Genomic DNA, 19,227 nt, shown 5'->3' with positions numbered 1-19,227 from the left:
CAAATGAGATGTTTTTTCATAATTTTAGTCAGGTTCGAAAAGCAGTTTTTATTAACCAACTAACTATTAACTAATTAACTAAAAGCACTTATGAAACAAACGATCGCAAAGAGATGTGGTTTAATTTTGTTTGCACTAATGAGTTTTTCGAGCTTTGCCCAAAAAACTAACCAAGAAAAAATTGTAACTGGAAGCGTAATCGATTACGCCGGAGGAGCAGTTCTAGGAGTAAATGTAAATGTAAAAGGAACAAAAAATGGAGTGATTACAGACTCTAATGGACATTATGCTATAAACGTAAAAAAAGGAGATGTTCTTTCATTTGCTTACATAGGAATGATTAAAGTAGAAAAAACTGTTGGCAACGAAGCTGTTATCGATGTTACGATGAAAGAAGATGCATCTGAACTGGAACAAGTGGTTGTTGTAGGTTACGGTAAGCAGAAAAAGGCGCATTTAACGGGAGCTGTTGCGACCTTAAAAATGAGCGAAATTGAGGATTTGCCAACTGGAGATTTGGGTGTTGCTTTGGCGGGACGTGTTCTGGGTGTTGGAGTTTCAGGCGGTTCTGCAAGACCAGGGAATAAATCGACTTTGAAAATACGTAATCCGATGACATTTTCAAAGGATGGTGGTAATGACCAGCCTTTATATGTTATAGATGGGGTTTTACAAATTGATCCTCAAGGAAAAAGTGATAGTACTTTGTTTGATAACTTAGATGCTTCTGAGGTAGAAAGTATTTCGTTTCTTAAAGATGGTTCTGCTGCTGTTTATGGATCTAGAGCTAGTCAAGGGGTGGTTTTGGTAACTACTAAAAGAGGTAAAAAAGGACCTACTAAATTTACGTATAGTGGTACTTATGGCACGAATGACTCTACCTATCGTACAAAAATGATGAATGCGAATGATTTTGGAAGATACATTAACACGATGAATGGGCCTAATGGTGCTAATGTTACAGCTCCAGATGCAACTAAATTCTTTTCTGATGATGAGCTTGCGTTTTTCAAAACTATAAATTATAATACTTTAGATCAAGAATGGTCTCCTTCGTATACTATGCGCCATAATGTTAATGCTAGTGGAGGTACTGACAGGGCTACTTATTTTGCAGGAGCCTCTTATTATAAACAAAATGGTAATTTAGGAACTTTAGATTATAACAAATGGACCTATAGAGCGGGTGTTGATGTCAATTTATCCAGTAATCTGAAAGCAGGTATACAGATTTCTGGTTTCAATTCAGATCAGACAAAAACATTTAATAAGATTGGAACTGAAAACGAAGAAAATGATTATATCACTTTGTTGACTGATTTACCTTATATTCCTCAATACATCAAAGGAAATCCAGTGGAGCCTTTAGGAAATAATGATGCTACAACTAGATATCACTACCAGGAAATTCAACGTTTGAATAACTTAGCTACTACCAAGGCGAGTACGATGACACTTAATATGTATGCTGAATATGCAGTTCCTTTTATTAAAGGGATGAGTGTTAAGGGGGCATATGCCCGTAACATGGGTAATGGCAGAGGAACGCAAGTAGGTACGGGTTATACTTTGTATCAATATACGGGAACAGGTACGAATGGCCATATTTTTGATGACAATGCTATCTTGAAAAGTAGTAAATACTACACAAATGGAGATCGTTTGTATTTTGCGAACTCTAATTCTTTGTCAGTACAATATAGTTTAAACGCTTCTTATGCTCGTGATTTTGGGAAGCACAGTATTAGTGGTTTAGTTGCTATCGAAAGATCAGAGTCCGAGGGTACTAAGGAGGTTGTTTTTAAAGCGGGTCCAATACCAGCTACAAATGGTCAATTTGGTTCAGCTTTTGGTGCAGTAGATGGAAGTACGGAGAGAAATGAATCTGGTTCATTAGGATATATTGGAAGATTAAATTATGCATATGGAGAAAAATATTTAGCTGAAGTTCTTTTCAGATCGGATGCTTCAACCAAATTTGCTCCTGGGAATTATTGGGGTAGCTTCTTTAATGTGTCTGCTGGATGGATTATATCTAAAGAAGATTTTTTCAAATCTAAAGTTGTTGATTTCCTAAAGGTTAGATATTCTATTGGAAAGGTTGGAAAAGACGATACTAAAGCTTGGTTGTGGAGACAAAGATATACGTTTCAAAATGGTCAAGGGGGTGTTTTTGGTGGAACAGCAAATGTTGGAGCATCTACAGGTATGAAAATGGAAGCGTCCCCTAATCCTAATGGTACATGGAGTGATGAGCTAAAAACTAATTTTGGTTTAGAATCTAAATTTTTAAACAATAGATTGTCTTTTGGAGTAGATTCATTTTACAATATTGGTACTGATATTCTTATGGAGCGTACTGGAAACGTACCTTTTACTGTTGGAGGAACCGTAGCTTCTGAAAATTTTGGAAAAGCAGATTTCTTTGGGTATGAATTTGAATTAGGTTGGAATGATAAAATAGCAAAAAAAGTTAGTTACGGTATCGATCTTCGTTTTGGATGGTCAGATAACAAAATAATTCAGAGTAATTTTAATGCTGCTGATATCTTGCTTCCTTGGAACGCTAAACCGGGTCAGTCTAGTGATAATGGTCAGTGGGGTTATGATTATATGGGTATGTTCCAAACACAACAAGATGTAACTGATTATGTCACTAAATATAATATTAAATCTGTTTTTGGTACGCTAGCTTCAGCACTTAGACCGGGAACTCTTTATTATAGAGATATTAGAGGTGCTTATTTGGGGAACGGACAGTTTGCTGCTCCAGACGGAATCATTGATGTAAATGACCAAATTCAATTGTCTAAAAGGAAATCAACTAAATACGGTGCCGGTACTACTTTAAAACTTGCTTACAAAGGATTTAGTATTAATGCGGTTGTAGGTGCTTCATTTGGTGGAGGATGGTCTGAAATTGATAGTAACGCTAGAAAACCTTTGAAAGCAACTATAAATTCTAATACGGTTAATAAACCTGTGATTTGGAATAATATTTATGATCCAGTTCTTAATCCAACCGGAACAATGCCAAACCCTTACTTTACTGCTATTAACATGGATCCAACATCTACTTTTTGGAGAGTTGATTCTTTTAGTTTAAATTGTAGAAATATTACAATTGCATATACATTGCCTGAAAGAGCGTTGACTGCTATGAATTTAAGTTCTTGTAAAGTTAACTTAGTAGGTTTGAATCCGTTTAATCTTTATAATCCTTATTCCTATAAAAATGGTAGTGGAGCTTATGATGTTTATCCTACTTTACGTACGATATCATTAGGACTTAATGTTGGATTCTAATTAGTGATCAATCAAATAAATAAAGTTATGAAAATAAAAAATATAAAAAAGATAGGGTTGTTTACAATCGTAACAGCTTTTTCTCTAGTGAGTTGTAATGATGATTTCCTTGCTGAGAAAGCAGATTTTGGAGGAGTTAATGAACAGGTTTTTCAAGATCCTTCATTAGCTACGGCTTATGTAGATTATATCTATAAATCAATTCTGCCTCCGGATAATGCTGCCGCCATGACTTGGGATCTTGCTGCAGGTGGTGCGGATACCTTTAGTAAAACTTCAGACGAACTTTTTGGGGAAACTAATTATAATAAGGTTTATGCAACATTAAATGCAACAACTAATTCTCTACCTTATTTAGGGACAAGAATGGGTACAAGTATTGCCAATAATACATGGACCAGAATGAAACAAATTAATATTTTCCTGAATGAAGTTGATAAATATACAGGAATTGATGACGCTAAAAAAAATCAACTGAAAGGACAATTGTATTTTTGGAGAGCTTGGCAATATTATGATATGGTGAAGTTGTATGGTGGTGTTCCGTTGGTTTTAACGGCACAGAACCCTATTTTAGATGCTGCTTCAGACAGTCAAATTGCAAGAAGTTCTACATCTGCATGTATCGAACAAATAATTGCTGATTTAGATATGGCTAAATCATTATTGCCTCCTAAATGGGATACTGCAAACTGGGGTAGAATCACAAGTGGTGCAGCTGCTGCCTTCAAGGGACGTGTATTGTTAACATGGGCAAGTCCTCTTTTTAATCCTAATGACGATACTGCACGTTGGCAACGTGCTTATGATGCTAATTTAGCTGCAAAAACACTTTTAGAAGCGAATGGTTCTGGTCTTTTTGCTGTAGGTGGAACTGCTAATGGTAAAGCTTGGGGTGATATGTGGTTTAAGGAACAAGATAATCCAGAAGCAGTGATTGTTTACGGTTTTAATAATTCAGTTACAGATCAAATTAAGAGAAACAATGGTTGGGAAAAAGCGTGTCGTTCTAAAGAAGTTACAGGAGGTGGTTCTGTAGCTCCTACTAAACAAATCGTAGATGCGTTTCCAATGGCAGACGGTACTAGTATTGTAGGTAATCCATCCTATAATCCTGTTTTATTTTATAAAGGCAGGGATCCAAGGTTTTATAAAACGTTTGCATATAATGGTGCAACTTGGGGTTATGCTGAAAAAACTACCTTTAAACAATGGACTTATGCTTATACAAAAACAGGAACTGCTTCTGCTACACCAGCTACTTTTACGGAAACATTAGGAGATAATAAAACGGCTGTTTATTTGAGCAAATCCACTTCGCCATCAGCAAGTATTGCTAATAGTTTTGCTTATAGTGGAACTGATTTTATGGAAATGCGTTTTGCCGAAGTAGTATTAAATTTAGCGGAATGTGCTATTGGGATTAACAAATTATCTGAAGGAAAAGATTTAATAAGAACCATTAGAGTTCGTGCTGGTTTAGTTGTTGGTTCTTCTGATTATGGTTTAGCTAATGTATCTTCTAGAAATCAACATTTTGCAGCTGTTCTTAATGAAAGAAAAATAGAATTAGCTTACGAAGGAAAACGCTTTTATGATTTAAGACGTTGGAAACTTTTTGATGATAGTGCAGGAACTTGTGCTAGATTGGGATTCGCTCCTATTAATGGTACCAGAAGAACTGGTTACTATTACATAGCCAAAAATACTGCTGGAACTAGATATGTAGGTTTAACAGATCCTTTCTTGCCAAATGCAGCCGGTGTTGCTCCAATAGTGAATAGAGACCCTGTATTTCCATACACTATCCCAGCAACAGGAAAACTACCGGGAACAATTATTACTACTGAAGCTTTGTATTTAGAATATCTGTATACTAATTATTTCGAGATAGTAGAAAGAAATAATATAGAGTCGACTACTCCTGCTAACTGGTCTTTTAAATGGTACAACGAATATTATTTCTTTGGTATTCCGCAAGGTTTATTAGATACGGCACCATATTTGGAACAAACACAAGGGTGGGGTGGAACGTTTAATCCACTTAATTAAAATAGATATTAATATATTACTTCTTCACCTGTATTTCTCTTTTTAAATACAGGTGATTTAGTTCTAAAACAATACCATAATTAAAAAGTTTCATGAAAAAGTTCAGTTTTATTTTATTTATTTTACTAGCGGGATTTACTAAAAGTTATGCCCAATATCCATCTCTTTCTGCTGAAGTTCAGGCAAAATCCAAGATTATTATGGATGATGCTTCCAAACGTTCTGATGAAGCTTGGGAAAAAGCACTTGTAATTATAGAACAAGAGGCCAAACAAGGGAAACCATTCATTCCGTGGGCATCTAGACCAACGGATTTGCCACAAGCAGAAATACCTGCTTTCCCTGGTGCCGAAGGTGGAGGTATGTATACTTTTGGTGGCCGAGGAGGTAATGTTTATACTGTGACCAGCTTAGAAGATAACGGACCTGGAAGCTTGCGTGAAGCTTGTGAAAAAGGCGGGGCAAGAATCATTGTTTTTAATGTTTCGGGGATTATTAAAATAAAAAGCCCTTTAATTATCCGCGCTCCTTATATTACTATTGCAGGACAAACAGCACCTGGTGATGGAATTTGCGTGGCTGGAGAATCAGTTTGGATAAACACACATGATGTAGTTATAAGACACATGCGTTTTCGCAGAGGCGAAACTTTTGTAGGACGCAGAGATGATGCTATTGGTGGTAATCCGGTAGGGAACATAATGATTGACCACGTTTCGGCAACTTGGGGATTAGATGAAAATATGTCAATGTACAGACACATGTACAGTCCAGGTGCCGGTTATCCGGATGAAAAGAAAGGTACTGTAAACATTACCATTCAAAACAGTTTATTCGGAGAAGCTTTAGATACCTATAACCATGCATTTGGTAGTACTTTAGGAGGAGAAAATTGTGCTTTTATTAGGAATATGTGGGCAAATAATGCGGGTAGAAACCCTTCAATCGGGTGGAATGGTATTTTTAATTTTGTAAACAATGTTATTTTTAATTGGTATAACAGATCTACAGATGGGGGCGATTATACAGCCAATTATAATATTATTAATAATTTTTATAAACCAGGGCCAGTAACTAATTTAAATGAGCCTATAAGCTATAGAATTTTAAAACCTGAATCTGGAAGAAGCAAATTGCCTTATATGGTTTATGGTAGAGCTTATGTTAATGGAAATGTAATTAACAATAACGAAAAAGTAACCAAAGACAACTGGGACGGTGGTATTCAAATCGAAAACAAAAAAGGGGAATTAATGACTTATGTAGAAGCCAAACCATTTTTTGACAAAATGAAAAGCGACAGACCATTCCCTATGCCTTGGTTTAATAAAATATTGAAGGCTGAAGAAGCATACGATTTTGTACTTAAAAATGTAGGTGCTACTTTGCCAATAAGAGACAACGTTGACGAACGAATTGTGCGAACAGTAAAAACAGGAGTTCCTGAATATGCCAAAGGATTGGAGTCAAAAAAATTCTATCAATTTGAGCACAGACGCTTGCCTGCGGATTCATATAAACAAGGTATCATAACAGATATTTCACAAGTGGGTGGATATCCAGAATACAAAGGAAAACCTTATGTAGATACTGATAAAGATGGTATACCAGACAAATGGGAGAAAAAATACGGTTTAAATCCCAATGACCCATCAGATGCCAAAGGTGATTTGAACAACGATGGCTATGCCAATATTGAAGATTACATCAATGGTGTGAACCCTGCGATAAAAATGGATTGGAAAGATTTAGCCAATAATAAGGAGACATTAAAAAGTCCATTATTGGAATAGTTTTTTAGAATGTGTTTTTTTTTAAGCATTCTTATTCCATTACTTGTAGTATGGCGTAAGGATGTTTTTTTTAAATAAATAAGAGTATAAGAAACCTCATAAATTTAAAATCATGTCAATAAAAAATTTAAGTATAGGCATATTGTTCCTGTTTATATGCTGTACGATAAACGCGCAACAATATTTAGATCCAGAATATATAAAAGTTACCAATGAACGTGCAACCAAAATTGTTGCTAAATTAGCTTTGTCGAATACTGAAAAAGAAAAAGCTGTAATCAATATCATTGCACAACAATCTAGAGATTTAAGTAAAATTCAAGATGAAAGAGACGCTGAAATTGCAAAAGTAAAAAGTATTGCTTTAGCAAAAGAAAAGCAAAATGTATCGATTGAAAAACTAAAAGCGAAAGCCGACAGATCAATTGCTAAATTGCATAAATCCTATTTGAAAAAATTAGGAACTCAATTAAATGCAGATAAAATCACCGAAGTTAAAGACGGAATGACTTATGGTGTTTTGCCAATTACTTACGCAGGATACCAAGATATGTTGCCTAATTTAACCAAAGAACAAAAAGAATACATTTATAAAAACTTGGTTGAAGCGAGAGAACACGCTATAGATGGTGGTTCTTCCAAAGAAAAACACGGTTGGTTTGGTAAATATAAAGGAAGAATAAATAATTATTTATCAGCTCAAGGATACGATTTAAACAAGGAAAGTACGGATTGGCATGCACGCACAGCAGCTCGAGAAAAGGACAAATCAAAAAAGTAAGTTGCCAAATTTTAAATTTTAATTCTTAACAACGATTCTAATGCTTAACATTTTTCAAAAAAACATTATGAAAAAGGCTATTGCGACAATTTCATTTTGGCTGTCTTTTTCATCAGTATTTGCCCAATATCCCGTAATTTCGAATGAACTTCAAGCTAAAACGGACACCATTTTGGCAAAAGAAGAAAAACGTTTAAACGAGATCTGGGCTGCTAATTCCAATATTCTTAAGGAAGAGGCAAAACACGGCAAACCTTATTTACCTTGGGTTTCTTATCCCAAAGATTTTGTACCTGCAGAAATCCCTGCTTTTCCTGGAGCCGAAGGAGGAGGTGCTTTCACTCAAGGAGGTAGAGGCGGAAAAATATTCGTGGTAACCAGTTTGGAAGATAGCGGTAAAGGTACTTTTAGAGAAGCTTGCGAAGCCGTGGGTGCGAGAACAATCGTATTCAATGTTTCGGGAATTATTCGATTAAAAAATCGCATCAGTATGCGAGCGCCTTATGTTACAATTGCAGGGCAAACAGCTCCCGGTGATGGTATTTGTATAGCAGGAGAAACCTTGGAAGTGGATACGCACGACGTTATCATTAGACACATGCGTTTTAGAAGAGGCGCAACCGATGTTACCCGAAGGGATGATGCACTTGGAGGTAATCCTATAGGGAATATTATAATAGACCATTGTTCGATAAGTTGGGGGCTGGACGAAAATATATCCTTGTACAGACACCAGTTTAAAGCGAATGAAAAATCAACTTTGGAAAAATTGCCAGCTGTAAATATTACGATTCAAAACACGATTTCTTCGGAAGGCTTGGATACCTATAATCATTCTTTTGGAAGTACTATCGGAGGTTTAAACAGTACCTTTATGAGAAATTTATGGGCAGACAATATTTCCCGAAATGCTTCTATTGGCATGTACGGCGACTTTAATTTTGTGAATAACGTGATTTTCAATTGGTGGAATCGTTCTTTAGATGGCGGCGATTACCGCTCGTTGTTTAATATCATCAATAATTATTTCAAACCGGGGCCAATTACTCCCACAGATCAGCCTATTCGGTATAGAATCTTGAAGCCGGAATCAGGCTATATGAAACCAAAAACCTTTGGGAGAGCATACGTTTCGGGAAATTATATAGTAGGAGCTCCAGATGTTACTGCTGATAATTGGAATGGAGGAATTCAATTAGAAGACCTTTCATTGGAACAATCTAAAGAATATTTGGAATTAATCAAACAACCAAAACCATTTGCAATGCCTCTGATTAAAATAATGAAGGCAGAAGAAGCGTATGAATTTGTGTTGAACAATGCTGGGGCAACATTGCCAAAAAGAGATGCGGTAGACGAGCGAATTGTCAAACAAGTTCGTACCGGAAAAATTGAGGTTAAAGATGGTTTAGAGAATACGATAGGTAAGGAATTTATCAAAAGAAGATTGCCTGCTGATTCTTATAAAAAAGGAATTATTACCAGTCCAAATCAGGTCGGAGGTTACCCGGAATATAAAGGAAAATCCTATAAAGATTCGGACAGTGACGGAATTTCTGACAAATGGGAAGTCCAATACGGATTGAATCCAAAAGACGCTTCTGATGCCAATAAAGATTTGAATGGAGATGGATATACCAACTTGGAAAAATATTTTAACGGTATCGATCCAACACAAAAAACAGATTGGTCAAAAGCAGAATACAATACCGATACATTGGCGAAGTCAAAAGGGTTATTGCAGTAATGAGTTAATTTTTAAAACAATACTTTAAAGTGAATTTTGTTCAACTAAAAAATATAATCTTCCTTCAAAAAGGCAAACTGGTTTTGTCCAGTTTAGCTTTGTTTTTTATCGTGGCAAATGGAATGGCACAAAATACATTTCCTGATATCACAAAAACCAAGGAAGGAAAACTTTCTTTTACTGCGGATAATCAAGGAAACCAGATTCCTGATTTTTCTTATGCGGGGTATATGGCTTCTGAAAAAGCAATTCCAAATTTAGAGAATAAAATTTTTGTTCCAAAACAAGAAGAAGATGCGACGCAAAAAATACAATCGGCAATTGATTATGTCAGCAATCTAAAACCGGACAAATCAGGATTTCGTGGAGCTGTTCTTTTAGATAAAGGAACATTTAAAATCAGCGGAACTTTATACATCAAAAAATCGGGTGTGGTTTTAAGAGGAAGCGGAAACACAGAAAACGGAACCATTCTTTTGGGAACTGGACTGGAAAGAGAATCTTTAATCCGTGTTCTTGGTGTGGATGATAGAAAGTACGGAGATGCTTTTGAATTCAATACAGCCTACACACCACTTGGAACACAAAAAATTCAATTAAAAAATGCTTCCAAATTAAAAGTCTCGGACGAAATCAGCATCAGTAAATCTGTAACAGATAATTGGATCAAGGAATTGAATATGCAAGATTTTGGAGGAGAAACCTCTTGGATTGGCTGGAAAAAAGGAGATTGGGATATGACTTGGAATAGAGTCGTAACCAAAATCAACGGAAATGAAATAACTCTAAATGCGCCTTTAACAATGTCTTTGGATGATGTTTACGGGACTTCAAAAGTGACAATATTTTCTTGGCCGGGGCGAATTGAGCAAATCGGAATCGAAAATATTTTGATGAAATCGACTTATAATGCCTCTAATGCAAAAGATGAAGAACACAGATGGTTGGGAATTAGCATCGAAAACACCAGAAATGCTTGGGTAAAACAAGTGAATTTCAAGCATTTTGCAGGCGGAGCTGTTTCAGTATTAAAAACGGCTCTACAAATTACAGTTGAAGATTGTATCGCAACAGAACCAATTTCTGAAATTGCATCTTTTAGAAGACACACTTTTTATACCGAAGGGCAACAAACCTTGTTTCAACGTTGTTATTCGGAATTCGGTTATCACGATTTTGCAGTTGGAGGTTTTGGAACTACAGGGCCAAATGCTTTTGTACAATGCGAATCTCATTTGCCATTCGAAAATAGTGGAGCCATCGGAAGTTGGGCAACCGGAGTTTTATTCGACATCGCCAATATCGATGGCGACGCCTTAAGTTACAACAATCGAGAACAAGACGGAAGAGGAGCCGGGTGGACGGCTGCGAATAGCGTGATCTGGGAATCTTCGGCTTCCAAAATCGAATGTTACAGTCCACCAACAGCGCAAAACTGGGCTTTTGGAGTTTGGGGACAATTTGCTGGAAACGGACATTGGAAAGACGTGAATGGTCATATCAGTCCAAGAAGTTTGTTTTATGCACAGTTGGAAAGTCGCTTGGGAAAACTGCCAGTTAAGCCTTATATCTATGATTTAGGTTCAGAACCTTCTTCGAGTCCGACAGTTGAGGTAGCTTTAGAATTAACCAAAAATTCGGTTACAACCGCAATGAGTTTACCGGAATGGATTGCCGAAGTTTCTAAATTAAATCCAATTGATATTAGTAATTCAGGTGCGAAAAATGCCAACGATTTAAAAAATATTGACACAAATAAAACAGTTAAAAACACTTCGAAAATAAAAATCGAAAACGGATTATTGACTTTTGAAGGCAAAATAATCGTTGGAAAACAAACCAATGTGGCGTGGTGGCGTGGCAGTCTTTCAGACAAAGAAGTCCAAAAATCATCCCTGCACGTTACCCGATTTGTTCCCGGAAGAATCGGAATAGGACTCACGGACAACATCAATGAAGTAGTTGATTATTTAAGTGCCAATAATACAATTGCCCTAGAACATAATTACGGTTTGTGGTACGACCGCAGAATGGATGATCACGAACGCGTTCGCCGTATAGATGCCGATGTTTGGCCTCCGTTTTACGAACAGCCTTTCGCCCGAAGCGGACAGGATTTGGCTTGGGATCATTTAAGTAAATATGACTTGACAAAATTCAACGATTGGTATTGGAATCGCTTGGCTCGTTTCGCAGAATTGGCCGAACCAAACGGACAATTGTTGATCAATCAACAATATTTTCAACACAACATTTTGGAAGCTGGAGCGCATTGGTCCAGTTCGCCTTGGCGTTCTGCCAATAATATCAACGGTACTGGTTTTCCTGAACCTCCACCTTATGCTGGAGACAAGCGTATTTTTATGGCGGAACAGTTTTATGATATTACGAATCCTGTTCGAAAAAAATTGCACGAAGGATTCATTCGTAAATCATTGGAAAATTTTCAAGATAACAGCAATGTAATTCAGTTGACAAGTGCAGAATATACCGGACCACTTCACTTTATGCAATTCTGGTTGGATGAAGTCCAAAAATGGAAAGATGAAACCGGTAAAAAAGGAATTATAGGTTTGAGTGCTACCAAAGATGTTCAGGACGCTATTTTGAACGATGCCAATAGGTCCAAAACAGTTGATGCCATTGATATTCGGTATTGGTATTACAAAGAAGATGGAACGGCTTATGCTCCTCAAGGTGGCATAAATTTAGCTCCGAGGCAGCACGCCCGAAAACTGAAAACCGGCAAAGAAACCGAAGACCAAGTATATAGAGCGATTCGGGAGTATCGCGAAAAATATCGGGAGAAAGTAATTTTGTATTCTACCGATGGATCTTCGCGATTTGGATGGGCTGTTTTAATGGCTGGTGGGTCATTGGCCAATATTCCAAATATTCAACTTTCAGAATTTTATAAAGCAATTCCTAGCATGAAATTTGTAGGAGGAAGTATGTTTTCAGACAATCTTTGGAAGTTAGAAAATAAAGGAAAGGCTTATCTTTTTTATGGAAAGAATTCCCAAGATATTTCAATTGACCTTTCTAATTACGCCGGCCATTTCGAAGTCTATACGATTAATCCAACAACAGGAGCCGTATCGAAAAATACAAACATCAGCGGAGGAAAAACTGTTGTAATTCCACAAGCTGAAATCAAAGAAAAAGTATTATTCGTAGTTAAGAAAAATTAGCCACAGATTAGAAGGGTTACACGATTAAAAAATCTGCTAAATCTGCGTGAAAAAATAAAATTATAATTCAAATAATAATAAAATGAATACTAAGTTAAAATATTTCAACGTATTTTTTATAAGCCTTTTGCTATTAGCGCAAAACGGGTTTTCACAATCTGCAAAAGGTGCTCTTCCCAAACTTAAAGTTTCCAAAGACCAACACTATTTTGTTACCGAAGACGGAAAACCATTTTTTTGGCTTGGGGATACCGGTTGGTTAACCTTCGGAAAACTGGACAGAGCAGGTGTGAGCAAGTATTTTCAAGACAGAAAAGCAAAAGGATTCAACGTGGTTCAGGTTATGGTTTTGCATAATATAAATGCTGTTAATGTGAATGGAGATGCAGCCTTGATAAATGAAGATGTTTCGAAACCATTAACCACTGCAGGAAATAATTTCAATAACAAAGAAGAATACGATTATTGGGATCACGTAGATTATGTTTTGGATGTGGCTCAAAAAAACGGAATCTATGTAGCGATGGTTCCAGTTTGGGGAACCAATGTGGCAAAAGGAGATAAAGTGAGCAAAGAACAAGCTATAAAATATGCCCAGTTTTTGGCCAATCGATATAAAAACAGAACCAATATTATTTGGCTCAACGGTGGCGACACGCACGGTAACGAATTTAAAGACATCTGGAATGCCATCGGAAGTACATTAAAAACCAACAATCCGAATCAATTAGTGACTTTTCACCCTTTCGGTCGAACCGATTCCTCTGACGATTACCATACTGCTACTTGGTTGGATTTTAATATGTTTCAATCGGGCCACCGCAGATACGATCAGGATACCTTGCCAGGTTCTTTCAAAGAAGACAATTACAAATTCGTTCAAAGAGATTTTAATTTAAAACCAACCAAACCAACTTTGGACGGAGAACCGTCTTACGAAGGAATTCCACACGGATTACATGATACTTTGCAGCCATTATGGAAAGCAAGTGATGTTAGACGTTATGGGTATTGGTCCGTTTTTGCTGGAGCTGCAGGTTATACATACGGACACAATGCCGTGATGCAAATGTTCCGAAAAGGGGATAAACCAGCATACGGAAATAAAGAATTATGGACATCTGCTATCAATGCGCCAGGAGCTGGACAAATGGTTTACATCAAAAAATTAATGCTTGATTTTCCATATTTCGAAAGAGTTCCAGATCAGTCTTTGGTTGCAAACCAAGGAGAGAAATACGATTATTTAACAGCAACCAGAGGAAAAAATTATGCCTTGATTTACACGTATACCGGTCGAAAAATTGCCGTTAATATGGGTAAAATCGCAGGAGTTAAAGTAACGGCAAGTTGGTATAATCCAAGAAACGGACAAAAAACGACAATAGGAATAGTAGCTAATAAAGGAGTTCAGGAATTTCAGCCTACTGGCAAAAAAGAAGATGGAAACGACTGGGTACTAATTTTAACGTCAAACAAATAAATCTGCATAAAATTAGGCACGCAGATTTTACAGATTTTGGTAGATAAAAATCTGTGTGAATCTTTTTAATCTTTGGCATAAACATCAAATAAAATCTGCGTAAATCTGCGAAATCTGTGAGATAAAAAAATATCAATATGAAAATCAAAAATATCATAATAATACTCTTCTTCATAACTGGATTGAACACCGCTTTCGCCAGTAACGATGGCTGGTTAAATATCCTAAATGAAGGCGGAAACAATAAAGGCGTGAAATGCACCGAAGCCATCCAGAAAGCCATAGAAAAAGCATCGAAAAACGGGGGTGGAACTATTTTTTTTCCTGCCGGGGAATATTTAACGGGTGCTTTAAAACTAAAAAGTAATATCACGATTTATTTAGATTCAGGAGCACTTTTGAAATTTTCAGAGAATTTTGATGATTATCTTCCTTATGTCGAAATGCGTTATGAGGGAATTGTGATGCAAAGTTTCTCGCCATTGTTTTATGCGAAAGATGCCGAAAATATTACCATCAAAGGTAGAGGTGTAATTGATGGACAAGGAAAAGCGTGGTGGAATGAAGTGTACCGAATTGAAAGTGCCAAAGAACCAATTCCATTGACGAAATATCAAAATATGTGGGTGGAACAAAATAAGGATATCGTTTATTCGCCATATTATCAAAGAACGATTGATAAAAAATTTTTCAGGCCTTCTTTTTTTCAGGCATACAATTGTAAAAATATTTTAATCGAAGGAGTTACTTTTCAAAACTCTCCTTTCTGGACAATAAACCCTGAGTTTTGTGACAATGTTACCGTTACAGGAATAACAATTTTTAACCCGCATTCACCAAATACAGATGGAATCAATCCTTCTTCCTGCAAAAATGTTCATATTTCGAATTGCCATATCAGCGTTGGCGACGACTGTATTACCATCAAATCGGGTAGAGATGCAGACGGTCGTAAATACGGAAAACCAACTGAAAATGTAACCATTACCAATTGTACGATGTTAAGCGGTCACGGTGGTGTGGTAATTGGAAGCGAAATGTCTGGCGGAATTAAAAAAATCACGATTTCAAACTGTGTTTTTGATGGAACCGACAGAGGAATTCGTATCAAAGCCGCTCGTGGTCGTGGCGGCGTTGTAGAAGACATTCGCGTGGACAATATTGTAATGAAAAACATCAAGGAAGAAGCCATTATTTTGGATTTGTTTTATGATAAATCCGATGTTGCCGAGCCAGTATCAGAGCGTACGCCTATTTTTAGAAACATTCACATCAGTAATGTAACAGGTGGAAATGTTAATAAAGCAGGTGTTGTTCGCGGAATCAGCGAAATGCCAATTCAAAACATCTCTTTTTCTAATGTTAATATGGATGCCAAAGAAGGTTTTACGGTAACTACTGCAACAGATGTTGAATTTCACGATGTAAAAGTAAATGCATCAATAGGCTCTTCTTTTAAAATATCCGATGCTAAAAATCTCATTTTGGATAATGTAGGTTCTTCAACACCGATTAAAGGAATTCCGGTTATCAAAATCGATAACGCTTCGAATATGATGATCAACAATAATTTTCCATTCAACGCCACCGATATTTTTATTGAAGCAGACGGAAAAGACACTAAAAATATCTTCCTGAAAAACAATGTATTTAATAACGTAAATACCGTTGTGAAAAAAGGAAAAGACTTGGATAAAAAAGCAATTACAGAGTAATGTAATTATTGTTTAGGAGCAGAAACATTGGTCATTTTTGGAAGCATTGTCCCGCTATCCGTTTCAATCTTATAAGCCGAACGCCGGCTTATAAGGATTTTTACTTCTATCGGGGCTAAAAGGAGAGATTTTACTCTTTTGCCATTATCCATAAAAGGAAACATAATTATGAAAAAAATATTCATCATACTAACGCTTTCACTATTCGCTGTAAGCTATTCCCAGAAGAAGAAAGAAGTTTACCTTTTTACTTCTTTTAGAGAGCCGGCTACGGAAGGTTTGTATTTAGCGTACAGTGAAGACGGCTACAATTGGAAAGGTCTTGAAGGTTCATTTTTAAAACCGGAAATAGGCGCAAGCAAAATAATGCGGGATCCTTCTATCACAAAAGGAAAAGACGGAACCTATCATATGGTTTGGACTACGGACTGGAAAGGCGGAAACGGTTTTGGATATGCGTGTTCCAAAGATTTAATTCATTGGTCAAAACAAGAATATATTCCGGTTATGAAAAATGAGCCTGAAGTAGTAAACGTTTGGGCGCCGGAAATTTTTTATGATGATGTCAAAAAAGAATACATTATTATTTGGGCATCAACTATTCCGTTCCGATACGAAAAAGGAGCAGAAGAAGAGAAAAACAACCACCGAATGTATTATGTAACTACTAAGGATTTTAAGACTTTTTCGGATACGAAATTGTATTATGAACCAGGTTTTAGCGTTATCGATTGTGTGATTGTCAAACGAGCCAAAAAGGATTATGTTTTGGTTCTAAAAGACAACACCAGACCGATGCGAAACATAAAAGTAGCTTTTGGGAAATCACCATTGGGACCTTTCGGAAAAAGTTCAGAACCATTGACGGAATATTTATCAGAAGGACCAACGGTGGTAAAAGTCGGTAAAAGTTGGTTACTGTATTATGATAATTATGGTTCAAAAAATTATAAAGGTTTAAATACTTCAGATTTTGTCCATTTTGAAGATGTTTCTTCAAAAATAAAACTTCCGGAAGGCCATAAACACGGAACGATTACGACTATTTCAAAAAAAGTTTTAAAAGGGTTAATAGAGAAAAAATAAATTAATGCCACAGATTTAAAAGATTTCCACAGATTAAAATGAGAGATATTAAAAAAATCTGCTAAATCTGCCAAATCTGCGTGAAAAAATAGACTAGCAAATTCAATAGATTCAAAATAAAAAATCTGTAAAAATCTGTAAAAATCTGTGAAATCTGTGGCAAAAAAAATAAGAATAATGTTTGAATTAAAGAAGATTAAAAGTGTTCTGGCTTTTATCGCAATGGGATTCTTTTGCGGAAGCATAAATACGATCCAAGCCCAACAGGATACCATTCGATATGTAGGAAAAACACTCTCTAATGTCGATTACCACCACGGGCAATTGAGTCCAGCGGTTGGGGTTCACGCTACCCAGATTATGCGTGCCAGCAGAGAACATCCTGAAAAAGCAGATGGTTTTGGCTGGACATACAACCACCAGTCGATGATGGCGTACTGGAATAATACCTTTTTCTTACAATATTTGAGTGATCCAACTGGCGAACACATTCCGCCGAGTCAAACTTTTTTGATGACTTCCAAAGATGGTGAAAAATGGAATAAGCCAACAGTGCTTTTCCCAATTTATCACGTTCCTGACGGATTTAAAAAAGAAGGAGTAGAAGGAGTCGCCAAAAATCTGGATGCGATAATGCACCAGCGTATGGGTTTTTATGTTTCATCTGACAATAGGTTGCTGACTTTGGCTTATTACGGAGTGGCGATGGACAAAAAAGACGACCCCAATGATGGAAAAGGAATCGGTCGTGTGGTAAGAGAAATTTATAAAGATGGAAGTTTTGGACCGATTTATTTTATCAGATACAATAAAAACGGGAATCCACTGCCAACAACATTTCCATTTTATACCAAAAGCAAAGACAAAAAATTTATTAAAGCTTGTGACGAATTACTTTCTAAACCATTGTTAATGCAGCAATGGGTGGAAGAAGCGGATAGAGATGACGCTTTAATTCCGTTAAAAAAACAATTTAAGGCCTTCAATTATTACCATTTACCAAATGGAAATGTAGTTGGTTTATGGAAATTTGCCCTGACTTCTATCAGTAAAGATGAAGGAAAAACTTGGAAATACAGTCCGGTGAGAGCGCCTGGTTTTGTGAATAGCAATGCCAAAATCTGGGGACAAAAAACATCGGATAATCGGTATGCTACGGTTTATAATCCATCGGAATACCGTTGGCCATTGGCGATTTCAACCAGTGATGATGGGTTAAATTATAAAGATTTATTATTGGTTCACGGAGAAGTAAGTCCGATGCGTTACGGAGGAAATTACAAATCCGCCGGCCCACAATACGTTCGTGGAATTCCTCAAACCGATGGGACTCCGCCAGACGGAAAACTTTGGGTAAGTTATAGCGTGAACAAAGAAGATATTTGGGTGGCTTCAATTCCAGTTCCCGTGACGAGTGTTGTAACTGAAAATGCCAAAGATATTTTTAATGAACTTCCTAATGGACAAGAATTAAAAATGTGGAATACATACGATTTGTCTTGGGCTTCCGCCAAAGTAGAAAAGAAAACCGATGGCAAAAAATGGCTGACATTAAGAGATCAGGATGCTTTTGATTATTCTCGTGCAGAGCGCGTGATTCCGTTTGCCGAAAAAATGGAAGCGACTTTTACCGTAAAACCGGAGCAAAACAATCACGGTCTATTGCAAATTGAATTTCAAAACAAACAAGGACTTCCTGCGATTCGATTAGTGTTTGATTCGGATGGAGAATTAAAAGTAAAACACGGCGCTCGCTTCGGTGGAATTACAAAATACGAAGCAGGAAAAGAATATACGCTTACGGTCAAATTAGATGTTACATCTCGTTCCTATACTGTAAAAGTGAATGATAGCAAAGAGACTTTTAAGATATTCTATGCTCCGGTAGATGGTATTTCACGCATTATGTTCCGCACCGGTGAACAGCGTTTTACGCCAAATCCAGATACAGCTCCAGATACACCCGATTTTACCGATCTGCCAGATGTGGGTAAATTAATTCCTGAAGCCGTGTTTAATATTCAGTCTCTGATTACAAAAAAGCTTTAAAACAGAATCTGCGTAAATCTGCAA

Annotated in this window: 10 protein-coding genes; all 10 read left to right on the top strand. The window is 36.7% G+C overall.

From position 1 onward, the window contains the following. Positions 1 to 90 precede the first annotated feature (90 nt). Entirely contained in the window at positions 91 to 3,306 is a 3,216-nt protein-coding gene (locus ACNQGG_RS10365; protein WP_417963699.1) for a SusC/RagA family TonB-linked outer membrane protein, read from the top strand. Positions 3,307 to 3,333: 27 nt separating this feature from the next. After that, a complete protein-coding gene (locus ACNQGG_RS10360; RefSeq protein ID WP_417963697.1) occupies positions 3,334 to 5,358 on the top strand; it encodes a RagB/SusD family nutrient uptake outer membrane protein in 2,025 nt (674 codons plus the stop codon). A gap of 92 nt (positions 5,359 to 5,450) precedes the next feature. Continuing rightward, positions 5,451 to 7,151, top strand: a complete 1,701-nt coding sequence (locus tag ACNQGG_RS10355; RefSeq protein WP_417963696.1) for a polysaccharide lyase — start codon at positions 5,451 to 5,453, stop codon at positions 7,149 to 7,151. A gap of 112 nt (positions 7,152 to 7,263) precedes the next feature. Beyond that, entirely contained in the window at positions 7,264 to 7,932 is a 669-nt protein-coding gene (locus ACNQGG_RS10350) for a DUF3826 domain-containing protein (protein ID WP_417963695.1), read from the top strand. 67 nt (positions 7,933 to 7,999) lie between these two features. Further along, entirely contained in the window at positions 8,000 to 9,679 is a 1,680-nt protein-coding gene (locus tag ACNQGG_RS10345; RefSeq protein WP_417963693.1) for a polysaccharide lyase, read from the top strand. 29 nt (positions 9,680 to 9,708) lie between these two features. Next, a complete protein-coding gene (locus tag ACNQGG_RS10340; protein ID WP_417963691.1) occupies positions 9,709 to 12,870 on the top strand; it encodes a DUF6298 domain-containing protein in 3,162 nt (1,053 codons plus the stop codon). Positions 12,871 to 12,952: 82 nt separating this feature from the next. Then, positions 12,953 to 14,353 (top strand): glycoside hydrolase family 140 protein, encoded by a 1,401-nt coding sequence (locus tag ACNQGG_RS10335; RefSeq protein WP_417963689.1) that lies wholly within the window; start codon positions 12,953 to 12,955, stop codon positions 14,351 to 14,353. Positions 14,354 to 14,490: 137 nt separating this feature from the next. After that, a complete protein-coding gene (locus ACNQGG_RS10330) occupies positions 14,491 to 16,068 on the top strand; it encodes a glycoside hydrolase family 28 protein (RefSeq protein ID WP_417963687.1) in 1,578 nt (525 codons plus the stop codon). A 168-nt stretch (positions 16,069 to 16,236) separates the two neighbouring features. Continuing rightward, entirely contained in the window at positions 16,237 to 17,154 is a 918-nt protein-coding gene (locus ACNQGG_RS10325) for a glycoside hydrolase family 43 protein (protein WP_417963685.1), read from the top strand. A gap of 177 nt (positions 17,155 to 17,331) precedes the next feature. Next, the gene (locus ACNQGG_RS10320; RefSeq protein WP_417963683.1) at positions 17,332 to 19,203 is read left to right on the top strand and encodes a sialidase family protein; all 1,872 of its coding nucleotides are present in this window, start codon (positions 17,332 to 17,334) and stop codon (positions 19,201 to 19,203) included. Positions 19,204 to 19,227: the final 24 nt, after the last annotated feature.

The sequence above is a fragment of the Flavobacterium esculini genome (assembly GCF_048284325.1).
In the GTDB taxonomy this organism is placed as follows: domain Bacteria; phylum Bacteroidota; class Bacteroidia; order Flavobacteriales; family Flavobacteriaceae; genus Flavobacterium.
The sequence above is the reverse complement of the archived record's forward strand: the minus strand, read 5'-3'. Positions and strand labels throughout refer to the sequence as shown.

Excerpts from the sequence above, each read along its gene's own strand:
- ACNQGG_RS10360 (WP_417963697.1), top strand. The coding sequence starts at position 3,334 with ATGAAAATAAAAAATATAAAAAAGATAGGGTTGTTTACAATCGTAACA.
- ACNQGG_RS10355 (WP_417963696.1), top strand. The coding sequence starts at position 5,451 with ATGAAAAAGTTCAGTTTTATTTTATTTATTTTACTAGCGGGATTTACT.
- ACNQGG_RS10335 (WP_417963689.1), top strand. The coding sequence starts at position 12,953 with ATGAATACTAAGTTAAAATATTTCAACGTATTTTTTATAAGCCTTTTG.
- ACNQGG_RS10325 (WP_417963685.1), top strand. The coding sequence starts at position 16,237 with ATGAAAAAAATATTCATCATACTAACGCTTTCACTATTCGCTGTAAGC.
- ACNQGG_RS10365 (WP_417963699.1), top strand. The coding sequence starts at position 91 with ATGAAACAAACGATCGCAAAGAGATGTGGTTTAATTTTGTTTGCACTA.
- ACNQGG_RS10345 (WP_417963693.1), top strand. The coding sequence starts at position 8,000 with ATGAAAAAGGCTATTGCGACAATTTCATTTTGGCTGTCTTTTTCATCA.
- ACNQGG_RS10320 (WP_417963683.1), top strand. The coding sequence starts at position 17,332 with ATGTTTGAATTAAAGAAGATTAAAAGTGTTCTGGCTTTTATCGCAATG.
- ACNQGG_RS10350 (WP_417963695.1), top strand. The coding sequence starts at position 7,264 with ATGTCAATAAAAAATTTAAGTATAGGCATATTGTTCCTGTTTATATGC.
- ACNQGG_RS10330 (WP_417963687.1), top strand. The coding sequence starts at position 14,491 with ATGAAAATCAAAAATATCATAATAATACTCTTCTTCATAACTGGATTG.